General features: G+C 58.1%; 18 protein-coding genes. 9 read left to right on the plus strand and 9 right to left on the minus strand.

Going from position 1 to position 17458, the window contains the following annotated elements:
- Positions 1–135: 135 nt before the first annotated feature.
- The 3 genes from J8Z22_RS04160 (at position 136) to J8Z22_RS04170 (ending at position 2504) form a co-directional block, all read left to right on the plus strand.
- Complete coding sequence (locus J8Z22_RS04160; RefSeq protein WP_028114023.1) at positions 136–423, plus strand: helix-turn-helix transcriptional regulator; 288 nt, start codon at positions 136–138, stop codon at positions 421–423.
- Between the two features lie 106 nt (positions 424–529).
- The gene (gene cobO / locus J8Z22_RS04165) at positions 530–1126 is read left to right on the plus strand and encodes a cob(I)yrinic acid a,c-diamide adenosyltransferase (protein WP_028114022.1); all 597 of its coding nucleotides are present in this window, start codon (positions 530–532) and stop codon (positions 1124–1126) included.
- Positions 1127–1163: 37 nt separating this feature from the next.
- Positions 1164–2504 carry an MATE family efflux transporter gene (locus J8Z22_RS04170; RefSeq protein ID WP_252008988.1) on the plus strand — a complete coding sequence of 447 codons (1341 nt, stop codon included), beginning with the start codon at positions 1164–1166 and terminating at the stop codon, positions 2502–2504.
- 16 nt (positions 2505–2520) lie between these two features.
- On the opposite strand, the gene J8Z22_RS04175 is transcribed toward J8Z22_RS04170, so the two are convergent.
- Positions 2521–3135 (minus strand): YceH family protein, encoded by a 615-nt coding sequence (locus J8Z22_RS04175; protein WP_035416122.1) that lies wholly within the window; start codon positions 3133–3135, stop codon positions 2521–2523.
- 272 nt (positions 3136–3407) lie between these two features.
- On the opposite strand from J8Z22_RS04175, the gene J8Z22_RS04180 reads away from it, so the two are divergent.
- On the plus strand, positions 3408–3881 hold the full coding sequence (locus tag J8Z22_RS04180) for an NYN domain-containing protein (protein ID WP_028114019.1): 474 nt from the start codon (positions 3408–3410) through the stop codon (positions 3879–3881).
- Between the two features lie 9 nt (positions 3882–3890).
- On the opposite strand, the gene J8Z22_RS04185 is transcribed toward J8Z22_RS04180, so the two are convergent.
- From J8Z22_RS04185 to J8Z22_RS04205, 5 genes are all read right to left on the minus strand, one after another.
- Positions 3891–4502, minus strand: coding sequence for a phospholipid scramblase-related protein (locus tag J8Z22_RS04185; RefSeq protein ID WP_028114018.1), 612 nt, complete (start codon positions 4500–4502; stop codon positions 3891–3893).
- 75 nt (positions 4503–4577) lie between these two features.
- Positions 4578–5729: a tRNA epoxyqueuosine(34) reductase QueG gene (gene queG / locus J8Z22_RS04190; protein ID WP_252010448.1), complete on the minus strand. Its 1152-nt coding sequence runs from the start codon at positions 5727–5729 to the stop codon at positions 4578–4580.
- A 46-nt stretch (positions 5730–5775) separates the two neighbouring features.
- A complete protein-coding gene (locus tag J8Z22_RS04195; RefSeq protein ID WP_252008990.1) occupies positions 5776–6723 on the minus strand; it encodes a DUF4097 family beta strand repeat-containing protein in 948 nt (315 codons plus the stop codon).
- Between the two features lie 9 nt (positions 6724–6732).
- On the minus strand, positions 6733–7248 hold the full coding sequence (locus tag J8Z22_RS04200) for a hypothetical protein (RefSeq protein ID WP_252008993.1): 516 nt from the start codon (positions 7246–7248) through the stop codon (positions 6733–6735).
- Entirely contained in the window at positions 7245–7775 is a 531-nt protein-coding gene (locus J8Z22_RS04205; RefSeq protein WP_028114014.1) for an RNA polymerase sigma factor, read from the minus strand. Before J8Z22_RS04205 ends, J8Z22_RS04200 begins: the two co-directional genes overlap by 4 nt.
- 262 nt (positions 7776–8037) lie before the next feature.
- Between J8Z22_RS04205 and J8Z22_RS04210 the strand changes: the two genes are divergently transcribed.
- Complete coding sequence (locus tag J8Z22_RS04210) at positions 8038–9456, plus strand: sensor histidine kinase KdpD (RefSeq protein WP_252008995.1); 1419 nt, start codon at positions 8038–8040, stop codon at positions 9454–9456.
- Positions 9457–9505: 49 nt separating this feature from the next.
- Complete coding sequence (gene yfbR / locus J8Z22_RS04215) at positions 9506–10123, plus strand: 5'-deoxynucleotidase (protein ID WP_028114012.1); 618 nt, start codon at positions 9506–9508, stop codon at positions 10121–10123.
- 95 nt (positions 10124–10218) lie between these two features.
- Here yfbR and J8Z22_RS04220 read toward each other — a convergent pair whose 3' ends face one another.
- Positions 10219–10824, minus strand: coding sequence for a peroxiredoxin C (locus tag J8Z22_RS04220; RefSeq protein ID WP_028114011.1), 606 nt, complete (start codon positions 10822–10824; stop codon positions 10219–10221).
- Between the two features lie 172 nt (positions 10825–10996).
- Between J8Z22_RS04220 and J8Z22_RS04225 the strand changes: the two genes are divergently transcribed.
- Positions 10997–11902, plus strand: coding sequence for a hydrogen peroxide-inducible genes activator (locus J8Z22_RS04225; protein WP_028114010.1), 906 nt, complete (start codon positions 10997–10999; stop codon positions 11900–11902).
- Positions 11903–11942: 40 nt separating this feature from the next.
- On the opposite strand, the gene J8Z22_RS04230 is transcribed toward J8Z22_RS04225, so the two are convergent.
- Together J8Z22_RS04230 and mutH are read right to left on the minus strand one after the other, a co-directional pair.
- Complete coding sequence (locus J8Z22_RS04230; RefSeq protein WP_051252804.1) at positions 11943–13046, minus strand: adenylate/guanylate cyclase domain-containing protein; 1104 nt, start codon at positions 13044–13046, stop codon at positions 11943–11945.
- A gap of 141 nt (positions 13047–13187) precedes the next feature.
- On the minus strand, positions 13188–13871 hold the full coding sequence (mutH, locus tag J8Z22_RS04235) for a DNA mismatch repair endonuclease MutH (RefSeq protein WP_035416061.1): 684 nt from the start codon (positions 13869–13871) through the stop codon (positions 13188–13190).
- Between the two features lie 701 nt (positions 13872–14572).
- Between mutH and rppH the strand changes: the two genes are divergently transcribed.
- Together rppH and ptsP are read left to right on the plus strand one after the other, a co-directional pair.
- A complete protein-coding gene (rppH, locus tag J8Z22_RS04240) occupies positions 14573–15121 on the plus strand; it encodes an RNA pyrophosphohydrolase (RefSeq protein ID WP_028114008.1) in 549 nt (182 codons plus the stop codon).
- A complete protein-coding gene (ptsP, locus tag J8Z22_RS04245) occupies positions 15118–17349 on the plus strand; it encodes a phosphoenolpyruvate--protein phosphotransferase (RefSeq protein WP_252008996.1) in 2232 nt (743 codons plus the stop codon). Before rppH ends, ptsP begins: the two co-directional genes overlap by 4 nt.
- Positions 17350–17458 lie beyond the last annotated feature (109 nt).

Below are 17458 nucleotides of genomic sequence, written 5' to 3' on the forward strand. Positions count from 1 at the left end.
CCCTGTTGCAACTTTTTTGGCCGCTGTTATCGATTCATAGCCGATAGCGATGACCGGGCAAGTAAATCGCTCACTGGGGACTTGGCTATCAATTTCGACGACTATAGAATTGTTCAAAACCACAGGAGAGCAAATATGATCAGTGATGAAGCGGTGGCTCAACGGTTGTCGGAGCTGGGGCACCCGACTCGGTTGGCGGTGTATCGGTTGTTGGTCAAAGGCAGTAAGACCGGTATGACCGTCGGTGATGTTCAACAGCAGCTGGGCATTCCCGGTTCAACACTGAGTCACCACCTGAGCCGGTTGATTCAGGCCGGGTTGGTGCAGCAGACCCGTGAAGGCCGAATCCTGCGTTGTCAGGTGGACATGGATGCCCTGGATGAAGTGATCGACTACCTGAAGGCGGAGTGCTGCACCCTGTAGCCCATCGGTCAATTCGCTGGAAATGACTGTGGGAACCTACCTTGAAACCCCGACAGGTTCGCGCCACACTGACGGGCCTGTTCCCCTAGATTATGCGAGAGAAAGGATGACCACCAAAGACGAACGTCACCAGCAGCGACAGCAGAAAGTGAAGCAGAAAGTCGATGCCAAGGTGGAGAGTGCTCAGGAGGAGCGAGGCATCGTACTGGTGCTGACCGGTAACGGTAAAGGCAAGTCGACCGCCGGATTTGGCACCGTCGCCCGCGCAGTGGGCCACGGCCAACGCTGCGTCGTTGGCCAGTTCATTAAGGGTACCTGGGACTGCGGTGAGCGGTCACTGCTGGAGCAGCATGGCGTGGATTTCCATGTGATGGCCACCGGCTTCACCTGGGAGACGCAGGATCGGGAAGCGGACACGAAGGCGGCCCAGGCGGTGTGGCAACAACTGAAACCGGCCCTGGCTGATGCCAGCGTCGATCTGGTGCTGCTGGATGAGCTGACCTACATGACCAATTACGATTACCTGGATCTGGACGAGGTGGTGGAGGCCATTGCCAACCGGCCGCCGGAGCAGAGCGTGGTCATTACCGGCCGGGCGGTGCACCGTCGTTTGGAGGAGTTGGCGGACACGGTGTCTGAAGTGCGACCGGTGAAACACGCGTTTGAGGCGGGAATTAAGGCACGTAAAGGCGTCGACTGGTAGACTGGTGCCACCCTAGCGCCACACCATTGAGTCCTTGATGACCCATGCATTAGGCCGCCAGTTCTGGCGGTTTGTTATTCCTACGGTCGCCGCCATGCTGGTGAGTGGCCTCTATCAACTGGTGGACGGCATCTTTGTCGGCCAGGTCATCGGTGCCGACGGCCTCGGTGCCATCAACATCGCCTGGCCGGTGATCGGCATTACCTATGGGGTGGCCATCATGGTGGGCATTGGCGCCGGTGCCCTGAGCTCCATTGCTCGTGGCGAAGGCGACTTGCCCGCCGCCAGCCAGTGGCTGGCCGCGGGGGTGTGGTTATTGCTGCTCATGGGCATCGCCTGCGGGGTGATGCTGGCCGGGTTGGGGGAGGCGCTGTTTCGGCTCCAGCAAGCTCAGGGGCCGGTGCTGGCCCTGGCCGAAGACTACCTGCAGGTGCTGATCTGGGCCAGCCCGGTGGCGCTGGGTGGCATTGCCTTACCGTTTTTGATTCGTAATGACGATGCTCCCAACCTGGCCACGGTGCTGATCGGTGTCGGTGCGCTGATCAACATCGGCCTGGATTATCTGTTTATCGTTCTGTGGGGCTGGCAGTTAACCGGCGCCGCGCTGGCAACCGCCCTGGCTCAGGCGGTGGTGTTGGTGCTGGGACTGGGCTATTTTCACTCGCCGCTGTGTCGAGTGCGGTTGTCGTTGACCCGGCTGAGCCTCAGCTGGCGGGAGACCAAACAGATTCTGGGCCTGGGGCTGGCAAGCTGGGCCATGTACCTCTATTTCAGTTTTATCACCGCCGTGCACAACAGCCAGTTTCTGAGCTATGGCGGAGCCACCGAACTGGGGGCGTTCGCCATTGTCGGTTACCTGTGCACCCTGTATTACCTGCTGGCGGAGGGGGTGGCCAACGGCGTTCAGCCTCTGCTCAGTTACCTGTTCGGGGCCGGTCGGCTGAAACAGATGCAACGGGCGCTGGTGTGGGCGCTGGCCCTGACGCTGTTCAGTGGCCTGGTGTTTTCCATCGGCTTTCTGTTGTTCCCGGCGCTGTTTACCCATGCCTTTAACCGCGATGACCAGGCGTTGCTGCAGGCCACGACCCAGGGGCTGAGGTGGCACACCTGGGCACTGTATCTCGATGGGGTGATCTTTGTGATTGCGGCGTACTTTCAGTCGGTGAACGACGGCCGTCGGGCCAGTTGGGTGACCTTCGCCAACATGGGGATTCAGCTGCCCTTCTTGCTGTTGCTGCCGCTGTGGCTGGGCGTACAGGGGGTGTGGTTGGCGGTGCCCTTGTCCAATGTGGTGTTGATTGGCTGGGTGCTGTGGTTACTGACTCGGGATCAGAAGCGGCGCCGAATTCCCTGGGGGCGCCACTCGGTACTGGATTAATCTGTCGGCGCTGCCATCAGCGCCGGGCCAGTTCGCCATTGAGCCGTTCGATCTCGGCCTTGAGTACCATCACCTGATGCTCCAGATCGTCAATGCGAGCCTTGTCGTCGGCAATCACCTCGGCGGTGGTGGTCATCGAGACGTCGCCAGAGAACAGGTGGGCATAGCGGGCTTCCCGTTTGCCGGCTTCTCTGGGCAGTTGCACCACCATCTGTTTTTCCGCCAGCCCTTTTAATACGGCGTCGGCGTCGTTGACGTCGTTGAAGCTCGCCAAGCGGTTGGTACGACTGCGCAGTTCACCCGGCGTTTGTGGCCCCCGCAGCAGCAGCACGCACACCAATGCCCGCTCCTTATCGGTCAGTGACAGGCCGCCAAAGGCGGTGTTGCAGAATCGGTGTTTGTATTTACTGGTGCGGCTGCCACCTTCTTCACTGACCAGGCGGCGATCCATCAGTTGATTCAGGGTCTGGCTGACTTCACTGTCGCTGAGGGACAGCACCGGATCGCGATTGCTTTTCTGGTTGCAGGCGCCTTTGAGGGCGTTTAATGACAGCGGGTAGAGGTCTGGGGTGGTGGTCTCTTTTTCCAATAAACAGCCAATGATGCGAGTCTCATTGAGGGTCAGGTTCATCTCCACGGGGGCCTCCTTTGAATGCCAATGTGATTGCGCACTGAGCCGTGGCCATTGCGGCAACAGTGGGCAGTCAATTTGGTATTGCACCGAACCAGTATTTATCGCCGTTGCCGAAACGGCAACCCCCCCGAAGCACTGTTTGGACAGAGTTTAAGCAGTGCCGGGGGCCATTTGTCGTGGTGGTGTCTGAATTTTGCCCAAGGGTGCTGTCACCAATGGAGAATATTCGTTAGTCTAGTGACTTATCTCCTGAATCGTTGAGAGCGCCTTTGAACCGCATCGCTGTTTTCGTGGATGTACAAAACATCTACTACACCTGTCGTCAGGCATTTGGTCGTCAGTTTAACTACCGTGGACTGTGGCAACACCTGAGCCAGTTGGGCAACATCGTATCGGCGACGGCGTACGCGACCCATAAGGGGGACGACGGTCAGCGCAAATTTCAGGATGCCCTCAAACACATCGGTTTTGATGTCAAACTCAAGCCCTTTATTCAGCGTGCCGACGGGTCGGCCAAGGGAGACTGGGACGTGGGCATTACCATCGATGTGATGGAAACCGCGCCCAAGGTCGATACCGTGGTGTTGCTGTCCGGTGATGGCGATTTTGACATGCTGCTGAACAAGATCCGCAAAGATTACGGGGTGCAGGCCATGGTGTTCGGGGTGCCGTCTCTGACCGCCCACTCTCTGATGGAGTCGGCGTCTGAGTTTGTGCCCATCGGTGACAGCATGCTGTTGTAGCCGTTAGGGTCAGTTTCCCGCCTTGGCCTCAAAATACTGCAGGTCAATGAACAGCGCCGCCGCCAGTACCAGTTGGCGCAGATGTAGCGGCAGGCTGGCCTCATACTCCACCAGAAAGTTGTCTCTGTCGGTCATCAGTTCCGAGAATGCGCCGGACCAGCGTTTGGCCACCTGGGCTTGTTGTCGCTGCTGGCCATCCATAAAGGGGAAGGTCCACAGCTTCCACAGCGGCGACGCCACCTGTAACACCACCTGACCCTGGGCATCCAGCAGATCAAACTTTTTATGCAGTAGCGAGAAGCGTTGCTGAATCGCCCCGAGGAAGACCCCCTGATGGTCGCTGATCTCCAGCCGCTGAAACAGCCAGCGAAAGGGGTGATGGGCACGCATGAAAGGCTGACGTCGGCTATCGAAAAAGACCAGGTCGAAGCGGCGCCAGTGGCCCAACGCCTGGCGGGCCAGGGTTCCCAGCAAACCGCTGCTCTGTTCGGCAGCGTAGGCCAACGGCTGTTGATCGCCGGTCAGAATCTGATACTTGTTGCGGCTTTCGAAGCCGATGAACTCTGCCAATTCGTGCACCTGCTGCACCAGCAGGCGAGGGTGGTCATTCAGGGCATTCATAATGGGGTCCCGATTCAGCGGATTTCAGTCGAAACTGATTGAACACTCTAGCATAGCCGAGCCGACGGGGTGCGTTCAGGCGTCGCGGGGCAAGCCTTTTTCCACCACTCGAATCAACCGTTGTTGCTGTTTGCTTAACTGCCCCAGTCGCTGCTGCTGACGATCGATGGCCCAGCGAATGTGCTCATCCACCAGGCTGTCTACCCGCCCCAAGCCTTGAGTCAGCGCCTCGATGATGGTCGTTGCTGCCGGGGCGTTGCCCAGTGCCACGGCCAGATTGCGCTGCCAGCGTCGATAACCGATGCGGCGGATGGGAGAGCCTTCGGTGGCGCTGAGAAACTCACTTTCGCTCCAGTGCCACAAGGTCAGCAACTTAGGGTGCGTCAGCGGGCCACGGGTGTGGAAGTCCGGTTCTTGGGTCAGCGGAGCGTCGCGGTTATAGGGACAGGCCAGCTGACAGTCGTCGCAGCCGTAGATGCGGTTGCCCAGCGCCGGGCGCAGGGATTCGGGAATCGCCGAGTCCGACTCGATGGTCAGGTAGGAGATGCAGCGTTTGGCATCCACCACGTAGGGCTCGACAATGGCGGCCGTGGGGCACAGGGTCATGCAGGCTTTGCAATTGCCACAGTCGCCCTGATGGGGGGCATCCTCCGGCAGTGGCAGGTTGGTCAGCAGTTCGCCGATGAAGAACCAACTGCCCGCGCCCTGACTCAATAGCAGTGAGTGCTTACCGACCCAGCCAAGCCCGGCCTGGTTGGCCAGCGGTCGTTCCAGGATCGGCGCCGAGTCCACGAAGGGGCGACCATCGTAGTCCTGAATCTGCTCGCGAATGCGGTTGCCCAACTGCTTGAGACGATTGCGCATCAGCTTGTGATAGTCGCGACCGCCGGCGTAGCGGCTGATGTAAGCTCGCTCCCCCTCCCTGAGTGCGTCGGCAAAACCGGCGTTGGGGGGCAGGTAGTCGAGGCGGACCACAATGGCGGTGATGCTGCCGGGATGCAATAACTCAGGCTGAGTGCGCATCGCCACGTTGCGGGCCATGTATTCCATGTCGCCGTGATAGTGGTTGTTGAGCCAGGAGGACAGGGCGGGCTGCTGATCGGCCAGGTTCAGGCGGGTGATGCCGACATCGGCAAAGCCCAGTTCCCGGGCCCAGGATTTAATCTGAGCAGCCAGCTTGGTCCAATCCGGCCGTGGAGCGGCGGTGTCAGGGGGGGATAGGTTCATGGCGGCAAGAATACCAGATTCTGCCGCCATCACCGATTTTTGTGGGTTATTTCAGGGACAGTGGCGACAGGCTCAGACTGCCATTGACGGTTTGCATCTCCACCTTGGCGTTGCCGCCGTTGTGGTCAAAGTGCAATTTCTCCGTGGCCACGTGCTTGCCGCGGTTTGGCTGGTCCTGGGTCAGGCTGTTGCTGATGTCGCCACCTGGGCCGGTTTCCAGGCGTACTCGTACCGAGGCATCGCCGGGCAAGGCCAGGGAGGTGTCACCATTGACGGTCTCAAACTCCAGTTCGGCACCGGTGTCGAGAGCGGCGACGGTGACCTGAATGTCACCGCTGACGCTGGTCACGTCCAACTCGCGAACCCGGTCCAGGCTCAGTTGAATGTCGCCGGAAACGTTTTCCACTTCCACTTCGTGGCCGCCGCGCGCCAGGGTGACGTTACCGCTGACCGATTCGTAACTGCCGCTGCCTTGATGGCCACTGGCATCGATGTCGCCGCTGACGGTTTCCAGTTCAATCTCGCCGGAGAGTTCGTGCGCCTTGATGTCACCGCTGACCACCTCGACGTCGATCTCGCCCTGGATGCGTTCCAGAGAGATATCACCGCTGACGTTGTTGATCTTGAGGCCGCGCTGCAGATTGGCGAGATTGAAGTCGGTGCTGACCCCTTCGCCTTTGAAGCGAATGGAACTGGGCAGTGTCACGGTCAGGCGACTGCCGTCGTTGTTGCCCCGCCAGTTGCGTGGCATTTTGACCTCAGCCACCAGGGTGTCGCCGTCTCGCTCAAACACCCAACGCTCGGCTTGGTCATCCAGTTCACCGCGAATGCTGATCTGGTTGTGGTCGCCTCCGGTCAGGGTAACGTCGCCGCGGGGAACGATCAGGTTCAGGGTGCGGATTCCGTCTGCATCCATGCGGCTATCAATGGCTTCCCCAGCCAGAGCGGAGACTGAGGTGGCGAACAGGGTGGCACCCAAAATAATGTGTTTCATGGCGTTCTCCTAAAGGTGGTGAAGTCGTTGTTGGCGCTGCTGCTGTTTTTGCATCAGTTCCAGTTCCCGCTGTTGTACCCAGAGCCACAGCTCCAGCAGGTCGGGGTTGTAGGGGTCTTGTTTGAGGGCACCGAACAGTTGTTCTGCGGCGTCTCTCAGGGTTTGAATGCCCGAACCTTCGGCATCGGACTGGCTGTCGTTGACGGTTTCGAACTGACTCAGCTCAAACCGGCTTTGCAGTCGTTGTCGCTGCTGCTGATGCTGATTGGCCATCAATTGCAGCATCATCTGAAACTGCTGATCCTGATTGCCGCCCTGCTGTTGGCCCAGCCAGAAGCTGCCGAGGCTGGTCACCAGCAAGCTGGCCGCCATGGCCCAGGGCAGCCATGGTCGGGCGGTCGGCTTCGGGGCCTTCGGTTCCACTGGTGCCCGGTCCAGCTGTCGCTCGATACCGGCCCACAAGTCGCGCTGCGGCGTGATCTCCGGTTGCAGATCGTCCAGCAAGTCATCCAGTTTGTGGCTCATGACAGCATCTCCTGTAACAGTTGGCGGGCCCGGTGGTATTGGGCTTTGCTGGTGCCCGGTTTGATCTCCAGCAGTTCGGCGACCTCATGGTGGTGGTAGCCTTCGATGGCGTGGAGCACAAACACTTGTCGGGCGCGGGCCGGCAGCCGGGGTAGCAGCCGGTCCACCAGGTTCAGTGATTCCATCCCCTGATGGTCTTCCTGTTCGGCTTCGGTCAGCTCGGTGAGCTGAGGCTGGGCCTTCAGGTAGTTGAGGGTGTGGTTCAGAGTCAGCCGGTGCAACCAGGTGGTAAAGCGGGCTTCGAACCGATATTGAGGCAATTTTTGCCACAGGCGGATAAACACCTCCTGGGTTGCCTCTTCGGCACAGGCTACCCGACCGCTGAGTCGTAAACACAGGGCATAGACCCTGGGGCTCAGTTGCTGGTACAGCCTGGCAAACGCGCGCTTGTCGCCTTGCTGGGCCAGACGAACATCCTGGTTCAGGCTGTCTGTGGCCGCATCAAGCGTGGGGGCTGTTTGGTTCACCGGCGCTCCTTGAATTGAGTGAGTAGTGATAAGTAAGACAGGCGTAAGTTGGCAAAGGGTTTGAACGGGAGCAAATTTTTTTTGCTCTCAGTAGAGCCAGGAAATAGGAAAACTTTTCTGAACCCAATTCACACAAAACGGTGATTTGTGATCTATTTCGACGATTTCTGCATCAATTACTGGCAGAATGCGCCGCTTATCAACAGAAAGTTGGTGCGTTACCGTTTACCCTTAGCGGGGAACCTAACTAAAGTGGTCAAGGATGAATTCAATTCGCAGTAACCTGATTGTCTGGTTGGCTATATTGCTGTTGGTCACCAACGGCCTGGGGTTTATCAATGCCCTGTGGACCGCCAAGGGCTACTACCAGAAAGTCTATGATGGCAACCTGGCGCAGCGAGCCAGGATCATGCTGCAGTTGATCAATGAAACCCCTTCCGGAGATGTTCAGGCCACTGTCCGTCAGGCCCGGGAGCGTTTCGTCCAGCTCGACTTGACCGCGCGCCAGGGCTGGTTGTTATCGGAACACAGTGACTACGCCGACACCCCGCTGGTTCAGTACCAGGTCTGGCAGCAGGGTCAGTGCGTCAGTGTCAACGGCCTACCCTGTGAGGACGGTGGGGCGTTTCACAACATCAATGCCGGATTTTCCGATCAGAGTTTTCAGCAGGAGCAGTGGCGCACCTTTACCATCTACAGCGTCAAACAGCAGCTGTACCTGACGGTGGGTTATCCCAACTCCCTCGGCCGGGATGTGTTGCAGAGTGCCATGTGGGCCAGTTGGGGCACCCAGATGATGCTGCTGACGCCGCTGACCATCCTGATGTGCAGCGTGGTGGTGGGGATCAACATGAGTCCGCTGCGGCGTTTCAGCCGACGCTTACAGAGCTGGCCTAACATTACCCTGCCAGCCACCTCCAGCATGCCTAAGGAGTTGCACTCCACCGTTACCGCGCTAACCAAGAGCCAGACGTCACTGGTTCAGGCGGAGCTGCAGCGTCATTCCACCATCGCCCAGTTGTCGCAGCGAATGATTCAATACCTGCATTCGGTCCAGGATCAGCTGGCCGATTCCGGTCCGGGTAATCAGAAAGCCCGGCTGCAGTTGAAGCGGGCCGAACGCTTGATGGCCAACGGCAGCGCCCTCAATGACCTCGATCGTCCGTTGGAAGCGGAGCTGGCCTACAGCAACCTGTATCGGGAGGCCGCCCTCAGTTGTGCCCGCCACTATCAGGCGGCGGTGGCCCGTGGCCAGAGCCTGACTCTCAGGGGCCTGTCCCGTGAAGGGCTGGTGGCCCTGCCTTCCACCATGGTGGAAGCCTTGCTGGACAATCTGATCGACAACGCCCTCAAGGCCAGCCCGGATGACGGTGAAATCATCGTTTCCGTTCGTGAATCCGGGCCGGGTAAGGTGTCTCTGACCGTTGCCGACTCCGGACCCGGGCTGGAGCGGGATAAGTTCAACGACGCCGCCACCGTCGCCAAAAGCAACCGTTTCGAAGTGGGCATGGGCTTATTGATCGTGCGCAGCATCGTCAGCAAGTACCAGGGAGAGTTGAGCGTTGGTCGCAGCCAGTTGTTGGGCGGCAGTCAGATTCGGTGTCGGTTTACCCTGCATGACGCCGATGAAGTGGGGGAGCACGCCGCCAGTGAGGCGGGAAAAGCTTGCGCCGGTGGGTAGCCGCCCCTAGCATGGGTGAGAATGGCCTTTTTTGTGAGGGAGAGTTACTGTGCAGCCGGTCTTTTTCGCGTTGATGTCACGCATGCAGAACGTTCACCGCTGGGGTAAGTCTAATCCGACCCGGGCGGAGAACGTGGCAGAACACAGCTTTCAGGTGGCGATGTTTGCTCACGCCCTGGGGGAGGTTCGTAACCAGGTGTTTACCGAGCAGCCTAAGGTGGATGCCAACCACCTGGCGGTGGTGGCGATGTTTCACGACTCGGCGGAGGTGCTGACCGAGGACGTCAACAGCGGCATCAAATACAGCGACAAACGGATGCTGGCACTGTGTCGGGAGATGGAAGCCATCGCCTCGCACATGCTGGTGACGACGGTGCCCAAGCCGCTTCAGTCCACCTACAAGGGGCTTATCGAGCACGAAGACGATGCCGAGACCGCCCGTTTCGTCAAGGCGGCGGACCTGCTGTCGGCGTACACCAAGGCGTTGGCGGAATTGCGGGCCGGCAATATGGAGTTTGAAGGGACCGAGCGCAAGGTGTTGGCCGCTTTAGCGCCCTTTATCGACACCATGCCCGAGGTGTCCTGGTTTATGGAGCAGTGTGTACCGGCGTTTCAGATGACCATCGACGACCTGGTGGATGCCGCCTTAGTGGGGGACGCCGATTAGTCATTGCGTGATGGTGAAGAAACGACAACGGGGCCCTCATTGAGGGCCCCGTTTCTGTCTTAGGTCGCGCTTAGAGGTGCGACTAAGGCATCAGCTTACAAGTCGTCGGCATTCTCGGACAGGAACGCGGCTACCCCTTTCGGTGATGCGTCCATGCCTTTCTTGCCTTCTTCCCATTGAGCCGGGCACACTTCGCCGTGGGTCTCGTGGAAGTTCAGGGCGTCGACCATGCGCAGCATCTCGTCGATGTTACGACCCAGAGGCAGGTCGTTGATGACTTGGTGACGAACCACACCCTGGGTATCAATCAGGAAAGAACCGCGGAAGGCCACACCGGCTTCTGGGTGCTCTACGTCGTAGGCCTGGCAGATTTCATGCTTAACGTCGGCGATCAGTGGGTACTTCACCTGGCCGATGCCGCCATCTTCGATGGCGGTGTTACGCCAGGCGTTGTGGCTGAACTGAGAGTCGATGGACACACCAATCACCTTCACGCCGCGCTTCTGGAACTCTTCAAAACGCTTGTCGAAGGCGATCAGTTCGGATGGGCACACAAAAGTGAAGTCCAGTGGGTAGAAGAACACCACGGCTGCAGAGCCTTCGATTTCGGTTTTCAGGTTGAAGTTCTCAACGATTTCACCGTTACCCAGAACAGCGGCGGCGGTAAAGTCAGGAGCAGGACGGCCAACTAATACAGACATGGTTTCTTTCCTTTTTAAAACGGTTAAATTGGACGGCAATCAGTGCTAAGTGTCTCGATGCCACCCAGTTTTAATGCGGTTGTCGTGTGAAACTGAGCACATTATAAGGGGTGTGTTCCATAATAGAATCGAATAAAATAGATTAAACCAATCGATTGTTCCGGAGCGAACGATGCGCAGACTGCCGAGTCTTAAAAACCTATATTATCTGGTTCACCTGCACAAGGCCCAGAACTTTAATCGTGCCGCCAAGGCGTGCCATGTCAGTCAATCCACCCTAAGTAGCGGAATCCAGAACCTGGAGGAGCAGATGGGGTGCCAGCTGATTGAGCGGGACCACAAGTCCTTCCTGTTCACCGCCACCGGTGAAGAGGTGGTGGGCCGTGCCCGTGAGTTGCTGGCTCAGGTTCAGGAACTGACGGATCTGGCTCAGAGTGCCGGTGAGGCGATGAGCGGGACCTTGAGGCTGGGCTGCATCCCCACCATTGCCCCGTTTCTGCTTAACCGGGTGGTCAAGGAATCGCAGCAGCGGTACCCGGATCTGACCCTGTTGTTGCGGGAAGACACCACCGAGAACCTGTTGTCGATGCTGGGTAATGGCGAACTGGATTTGCTGCTATTGGCATTGCCGGTGGACACCTCGGGCTTCCATACCATGGCGGTGGGCATCGATCCCTTCCAGGTGGTGATTCACAAAGACGCTGCCGATCAGGTTAAGCTGGAATACGAAGACTGGCCCGATGAAAGCATCTTCCTGCTGCAGCGGGAACATTGCATTACTGGTCATGCTATCAGCGCCTGCAACCTGCAGAACCGGGAAAAGATCAATCCGTTTGCTGCGACCAGTCTGCATACTCTGGTGCAGATGGTGGACTCCGGTCTGGGCAGTACCTTCCTGCCACAGATGGCCATCGACTCCGGCATTCTTAAGGGAACGGAACTGGCGACCTATGCCCTGGAGGATCAGCAGGCGTTTCGGGAAATTGGCCTGGTGTGGCGACAGACCACCAGCCGTCTGAAAACGTTCCGCACCCTGGGAGAGATGATCGGGGATCTGCTGCCCAGCAAGGGCGAGTAACCATTAGGCAAGGGCGCCCCTTGGGTGCCTGAACCGGGACTCAGAACTGCTCGGATGGGCAGTCTGAGTCGTCGGTGGCGTACGTTCGAGTCACCGAGAACACCTCCACTTCGTGCTGTTTGCCTTTGAGGCGAATCGGCCCCAGCGACAGCAGTTCATAGCTGTGTTCGTCATCGAGAGACTCTTTGACCTGATCCGAGATCAGCATCTGGCAGCCGAGGGGACCGCACTGATCCTGCAGCCGTGCCAGGGTGTTGATTACGTCGGAGAAGAAACTGATCTCCTGCTTGTACACCCCAACCAGCGCTGCCACCACTTGCCCACCGTGGGCCGCGGCTTTGAACCTGGGCATAAAGCCGTACTCTTTTTGGAAATAGTGCCGGTTCCAGTACAGGGTCTGGACGAAGTCAAAATACACATTCAGACACAGGCGGGCGCGAGAGCGATGACGCTGCGGCCAGCTGATCAGCACGGCGTCGCCGACGTAGCGGTAGATCTCGCCCTGGTTTTTAGTCACCACATCGGACAGCAGATCGAAGCAGTCCTGAATCAGGCGGCTGAAACGGTAGTCGCCCAGTGCTTCGGCGTGGGCGGTGGAACCCACCATGTCGAGAAACAGAAAGGTGCGGTCTTCGTAACGCGGCTTGTGGTATTTGCCCATGCCGATGTTCAGCAGTACCCGGGGACCCACCAACAGTCCCATCTGCTCGATGAAGGCCAGCCCGGTGCGCACCAGCACCAGGTAGGCGATCAGCGTTTGCGCGGACGGGGCGTTAAGCACATGGGCGGTCAGAATCTGGCTGGTGGCGGCGAACTGTTCCGAGTTGTCCCAGGAGTTCAACCAGTTGGTGATGTAGGCCAGGGTCAGGGCGCCAAGTAGCAGAAACAGGCCTTTGAAGGCGACAATAAAGGCGTAGGGCAGGCGGCGGATGCCACTGACGTCGGTGATCAGGTTCGACAGCCAGTGCAGGCAGCCGAAAATCAATCCCATGTAGATGGAAAGTGTGGTCAGATCGGCCGCAGTGATGGCCCAATAGGGGCGTTCATCGCCCTGGGCATAGCGGAAAGTGACGTAAGCCATCATCGCCAGTGACCAGGCGATGATTGCAAAGATCAGTTTTTGAAGTTGTTGCCGCGACTGCACTCTAGCTCAATTTACTCTGTGTAAAAACGAGATGGCCTTGCCGAAAGGTTCCCAGCAAAACTGTTTATATTTGTAATAACGAGACATTATACAAGTTTTACCCCTTTAACCCAAACCTGTGTCAACTTTCCCGCTGCTTTTTCATTCGGGTTCAGAAAAGTGCCGTTGCAGCAGTGCGTGGGTAAAGGGAATCTTAAGGTAGAAGCCCCGTGGCAGGGTCTCTATGCGGCTGCCGCCCGGACCGATGGCCTGGGTCAGTACCTTGCTGTTGGCGGCCTTGGGGCGCAGCTGCAGCACTTCGCCGTGGCGGGCGGTGATCGATTCCACTTCGCCGAGTGCGACCCGCTCGATGATCTCCTCCCAGTCCTGCTGCAGCAGTTGCCATTCAGACGGCGAGGGGCGCCACAGTACCGGCATGCCGATCAAGCGGTTGGCCACCGGAATCTGCCGCTCCCCCAGGATGGGTATCCACAGAATGGCCTGCAGCTTGTGGAAAACTGGACTCTGTTGCCAACGCAAGCCCTGCAGGCGGGTCAGTGGACAGACGCTGATGAAGGTGGTTTCCAGCGGTTTGCCACTGCTGTTGACCGGAATGGTTTTTAGCTCAATGGCCAGGTGGGAGAAATCCGGCTCTGGCTTTGAGCCCGCATCGGCCCCCAGGTAGCGCTCCAGCAGCTGCCCGCCCCAGCCTTTGTGGTGCAGCAAGTTGGCGGGAACCGCCACACCGAGGGCGTCGGCAAGTTCACCCAGGGACCAGCCGGCAATGGCTTCGGCGCGCTCCAGCAGTTGGGATTCGGTTTCGGGAACAAAGGGAACGGTAATCATGGCCGGATTGTACCCTTAATGGCAGAGGCTCTCAATTGAGGTTCATGGTGTGGATAATTGTGGCTGGTGACTTTTTGTACAGATTTTTTGGGGTTACCAATACCGGGGCCACAAACTCGCGGCAAATGAGGCTAAGTTCATGAAAATAAAAAATAATAGCAAGGAGGTTCGAGGGCTTATGAATCAAGTTATTCAGGTTATCCCTGAGTTACTCGTTTTTTCTTAACAGAGTTATACACAGATTGGTGGGATAACTTTCCAAGATTGATCCACAGGCAGTGGAATGAACTGGCGAGGCAGGGCCGCTTTGAGGATCGAAAGCCGACCCATAATCGGGTAACTGCCGTCAATAGTGCGGCGGTGCAAATTTTAAGCGATCGTTCGCCAATTGCCGTGGGATCGTTTTTGTTAGTGTGTAAGTATTTGTTTTAGATTGGAATAAATTTGATTCAACCCAAATCGCTGGTGCAAGATTTGTGCGTCTTTCGAGGATATCTCCACCGCATACCGATTTACAAACAGCTTTATCCACAGATGCGGTTGATAACTTTTGTCTGTCGGCTTGCTCACTGGTTTGGGTTGTTTATAACTGTGAATAATTTTACAAGTTACCCACTGTCAGTGCTGGCGGCTTCCGGTTTGCTCCCATGGGGTAATCTGTGGAACAATCACATCAAGTTAAAATTCAATCGGATGACAACGTGATCGACAATGAAGGCTACAGGGCCAATGTCGGGATCATCATCTGCAACCGACGTGGTCAGGTTTTGTGGGCTCGTCGTTTTGGCCAACATTCGTGGCAATTTCCTCAGGGAGGAGTCGACCAGGGAGAGTCTCCGGAACAAGCAATGTACCGGGAACTTTTTGAAGAGGTCGGGTTGCAGAAAGAGGATGTAAAGGTGCTGGCAAGCAGCCGTTCCTGGTTAAGGTATCGGCTACCCAAGCGCCTGGTGCGGCAGGACTCCAAGCCTGTGTGCATTGGCCAGAAACAGAAATGGTTCCTTTTGCAGTTGGTTGCCGATGAAAAGCGCATTGACTTGCGCCGCAGCGGCCACCCGGAATTTGATGACTGGCGCTGGGTAAGCTATTGGTATCCAGTACGGCAGGTTGTCTCTTTCAAGCGAGACGTGTACAGAAAGGTGATGAAGGAATTTTCACCTGTCGCCATGCCATTTCAGGAGCGCAGCGACCATACTAAGCGCAACCGGGATGGAAATTTTAGGGCAAGACGGCGAAGAAGAAACCGATGATAACCACTCTGCGTACTATCGTGCAGCGGGTAGCGGATGCCGACTCCATCGAGCAATCGATGGCGGAACTGGTTCGGCAGACCCGTGGTGCCATGAACACCGATTGTTGCTCCCTGTATCTGGTGGACGGCGAAGGATTGATCCTGCAAGCCAGCGATGGACTGGCGGCCCAGGCCATTGGTCGTGCCCGCCTCAATGCCGGTGAAGGCATCGTCGGCATGGTGATGCGCAGAGAGGAACCCATCAACCTGGCGGATGCGCCCTCCCACCCTGCTTTTAAGCGCCTGCCCGAGGTCGAAGAGGACGAGTTTCGTGCTTTTCTGGCCACGCCCATTACCCATCGCAGCAAGGTGCTGGGGGTGTTGGTGGTGCAGCAGAAGGTGGCCCGCCAGTTCAATGAAGAGGAAGAGGCGTTTCTGGTGACCCTGGCTTCGCAGTTGGTGCCTGAGTTGCGCCAAAGCCGCGAAGCCACGGAGTTGGCCAGTTCCACCCCCAAACGCTGGGGGGCGACCGTGGCCAGTCCCGGTATCGCCGATGCCGAGATTTTGCTGGCCAGGCCGCGGCTGTCACTGAACGTCAAACCCATGCAGGGCCAGGGCAGTGACAAAGAGTGGTTGCGTCTGGAGCGGGCGCTGTTGGCCACTCAGGATGACATGACCGCGCTGAGTGGGCGCCTCAGCGGCGAAATGGAGTCTCAGATCAGCGCCATCTTCGATATCTACCAGTATTTGATCGCCGATCCGGTGCTGCAGCAGGATCTGATGGCCGGCTGTGACGAGGGCTGGTCGGCAGAAACCGTGGTGGCCAATACCTTTGTCAGCTACGTGGCTCGATTCGAGGCCATGACCGATCACTACTTGAAAGAGCGGGCCTCGGATCTCAAGGATCTCGGTCAGCGCATTCTTGGCCAGTTGGCCCGCCCCGGCCAGAGCGGCAAGCCGCCGGTGAAGCCGGTGATTCTGATGGCCAATGAGATCACCGCTACCATGCTGGCAGAGGTTCCGCGCAGTAAGCTTGCCGGCATCATCAGCGTCGAGGGGGGGGCCAGTTCTCACGCTGCCATTTTGGCGCGGGCGATGTCGATTCCAGCCCTGTTTGGTCTCGAGGGCCTGCCGATGCAGGCATTGGCGGGCAAACGGGCCATCCTCGATGCGGTCCGGGGTCAACTGTTGGTGGAGCCGGCGGAGACCGTGGTGCAGGAGTTTCACCGTTTTCAGTCGTCTCTGGCTAAGAAAGACGCTCGCTATGAGCGTGGCCTCAGCCAGCCCTGTCAGACTCAGGACGGCATCGCGGTCTGCCTGCAGGTCAATGCCGGCCTGGTGGCGGAAGGAGAGCAGCTGGACCCCGCCTACGTCGGTGGAATCGGCCTGTATCGCTCCGAAACTCTGTTTATGGTGCAAAACCATTTCCCCACCGAGCAGACTCAGGAGCGGGCGTATCAGCGGGTGCTACGGGCGCTGGGCAATAAGCCGGTGACCATTCGCACCCTGGACATCGGTGGTGACAAGCCGTTGCCCTATTTCCCCATTCGTGAGGACAACCCGTTTCTGGGCTGGCGCGGCATTCGACTGACCCTGGATCATCCCGAATTGTTCCTGGTGCAGGTCAAGGCGATGCAACGGGCCAACGTCGGCACCAACAATCTGCGCATTTTGCTGCCGATGGTGTCGAACCTGGATGAGGTCATCCAGAGTCGCAAGCTGATTGAGCAGGCGCGACAGGAGCTGGAGGAGGAGCTGGATCGATCCCTGGCACCGGTGCAGGTGGGGGTGATGATTGAGGTTCCGGCCAGCATCTATTTGCTGCCACAACTGCGGCCGCTGGTGGACTTTTTCTCCGTTGGCAGCAACGATTTGACCCAATACCTGCTGGCGGTGGATAGAAACAACGCCCAGGTGGCAGATCGGTTCAGCCACTACCATCCGGCGGTGATTCAGGCATTGGCGCAGGTGGCGATCAATGTGGGCGACAGTGAGCTCAGTGTCTGTGGCGAGATGGCCGGTGAGCCCGAGGGAGCCTTGATTCTGATGGCTCTGGGGCTGCGTCAGTTAAGCATGAACCGCCGCAGCCTGGGGCGCATTCACCACCTGGTTCGGCATCTGCACGCGCCGCAGTTGGAGTCGCTGAAAGTGGCCCTGTTGCAGGCCAGAGAGTGCACCGAAGTGAGACTGCTGGCCCGTCAATGGATGGACGACCACGGTCTGGCGGAGCTGTATCAGGACCTCTGACGAGCGCCGGCCTCTGGGCGCTGTTTTTCAGGCCGGGCATGGCAAAGTCCGGCACATCCCTTTATTCTAACGACCACTTTTCCGGTTTAACCGGGCGACGAACGAACAG

Source organism: Ferrimonas sp. SCSIO 43195 (genome assembly GCF_023716685.1).
Classification (GTDB): Bacteria; Pseudomonadota; Gammaproteobacteria; order Enterobacterales; family Shewanellaceae; genus Ferrimonas; species Ferrimonas kyonanensis.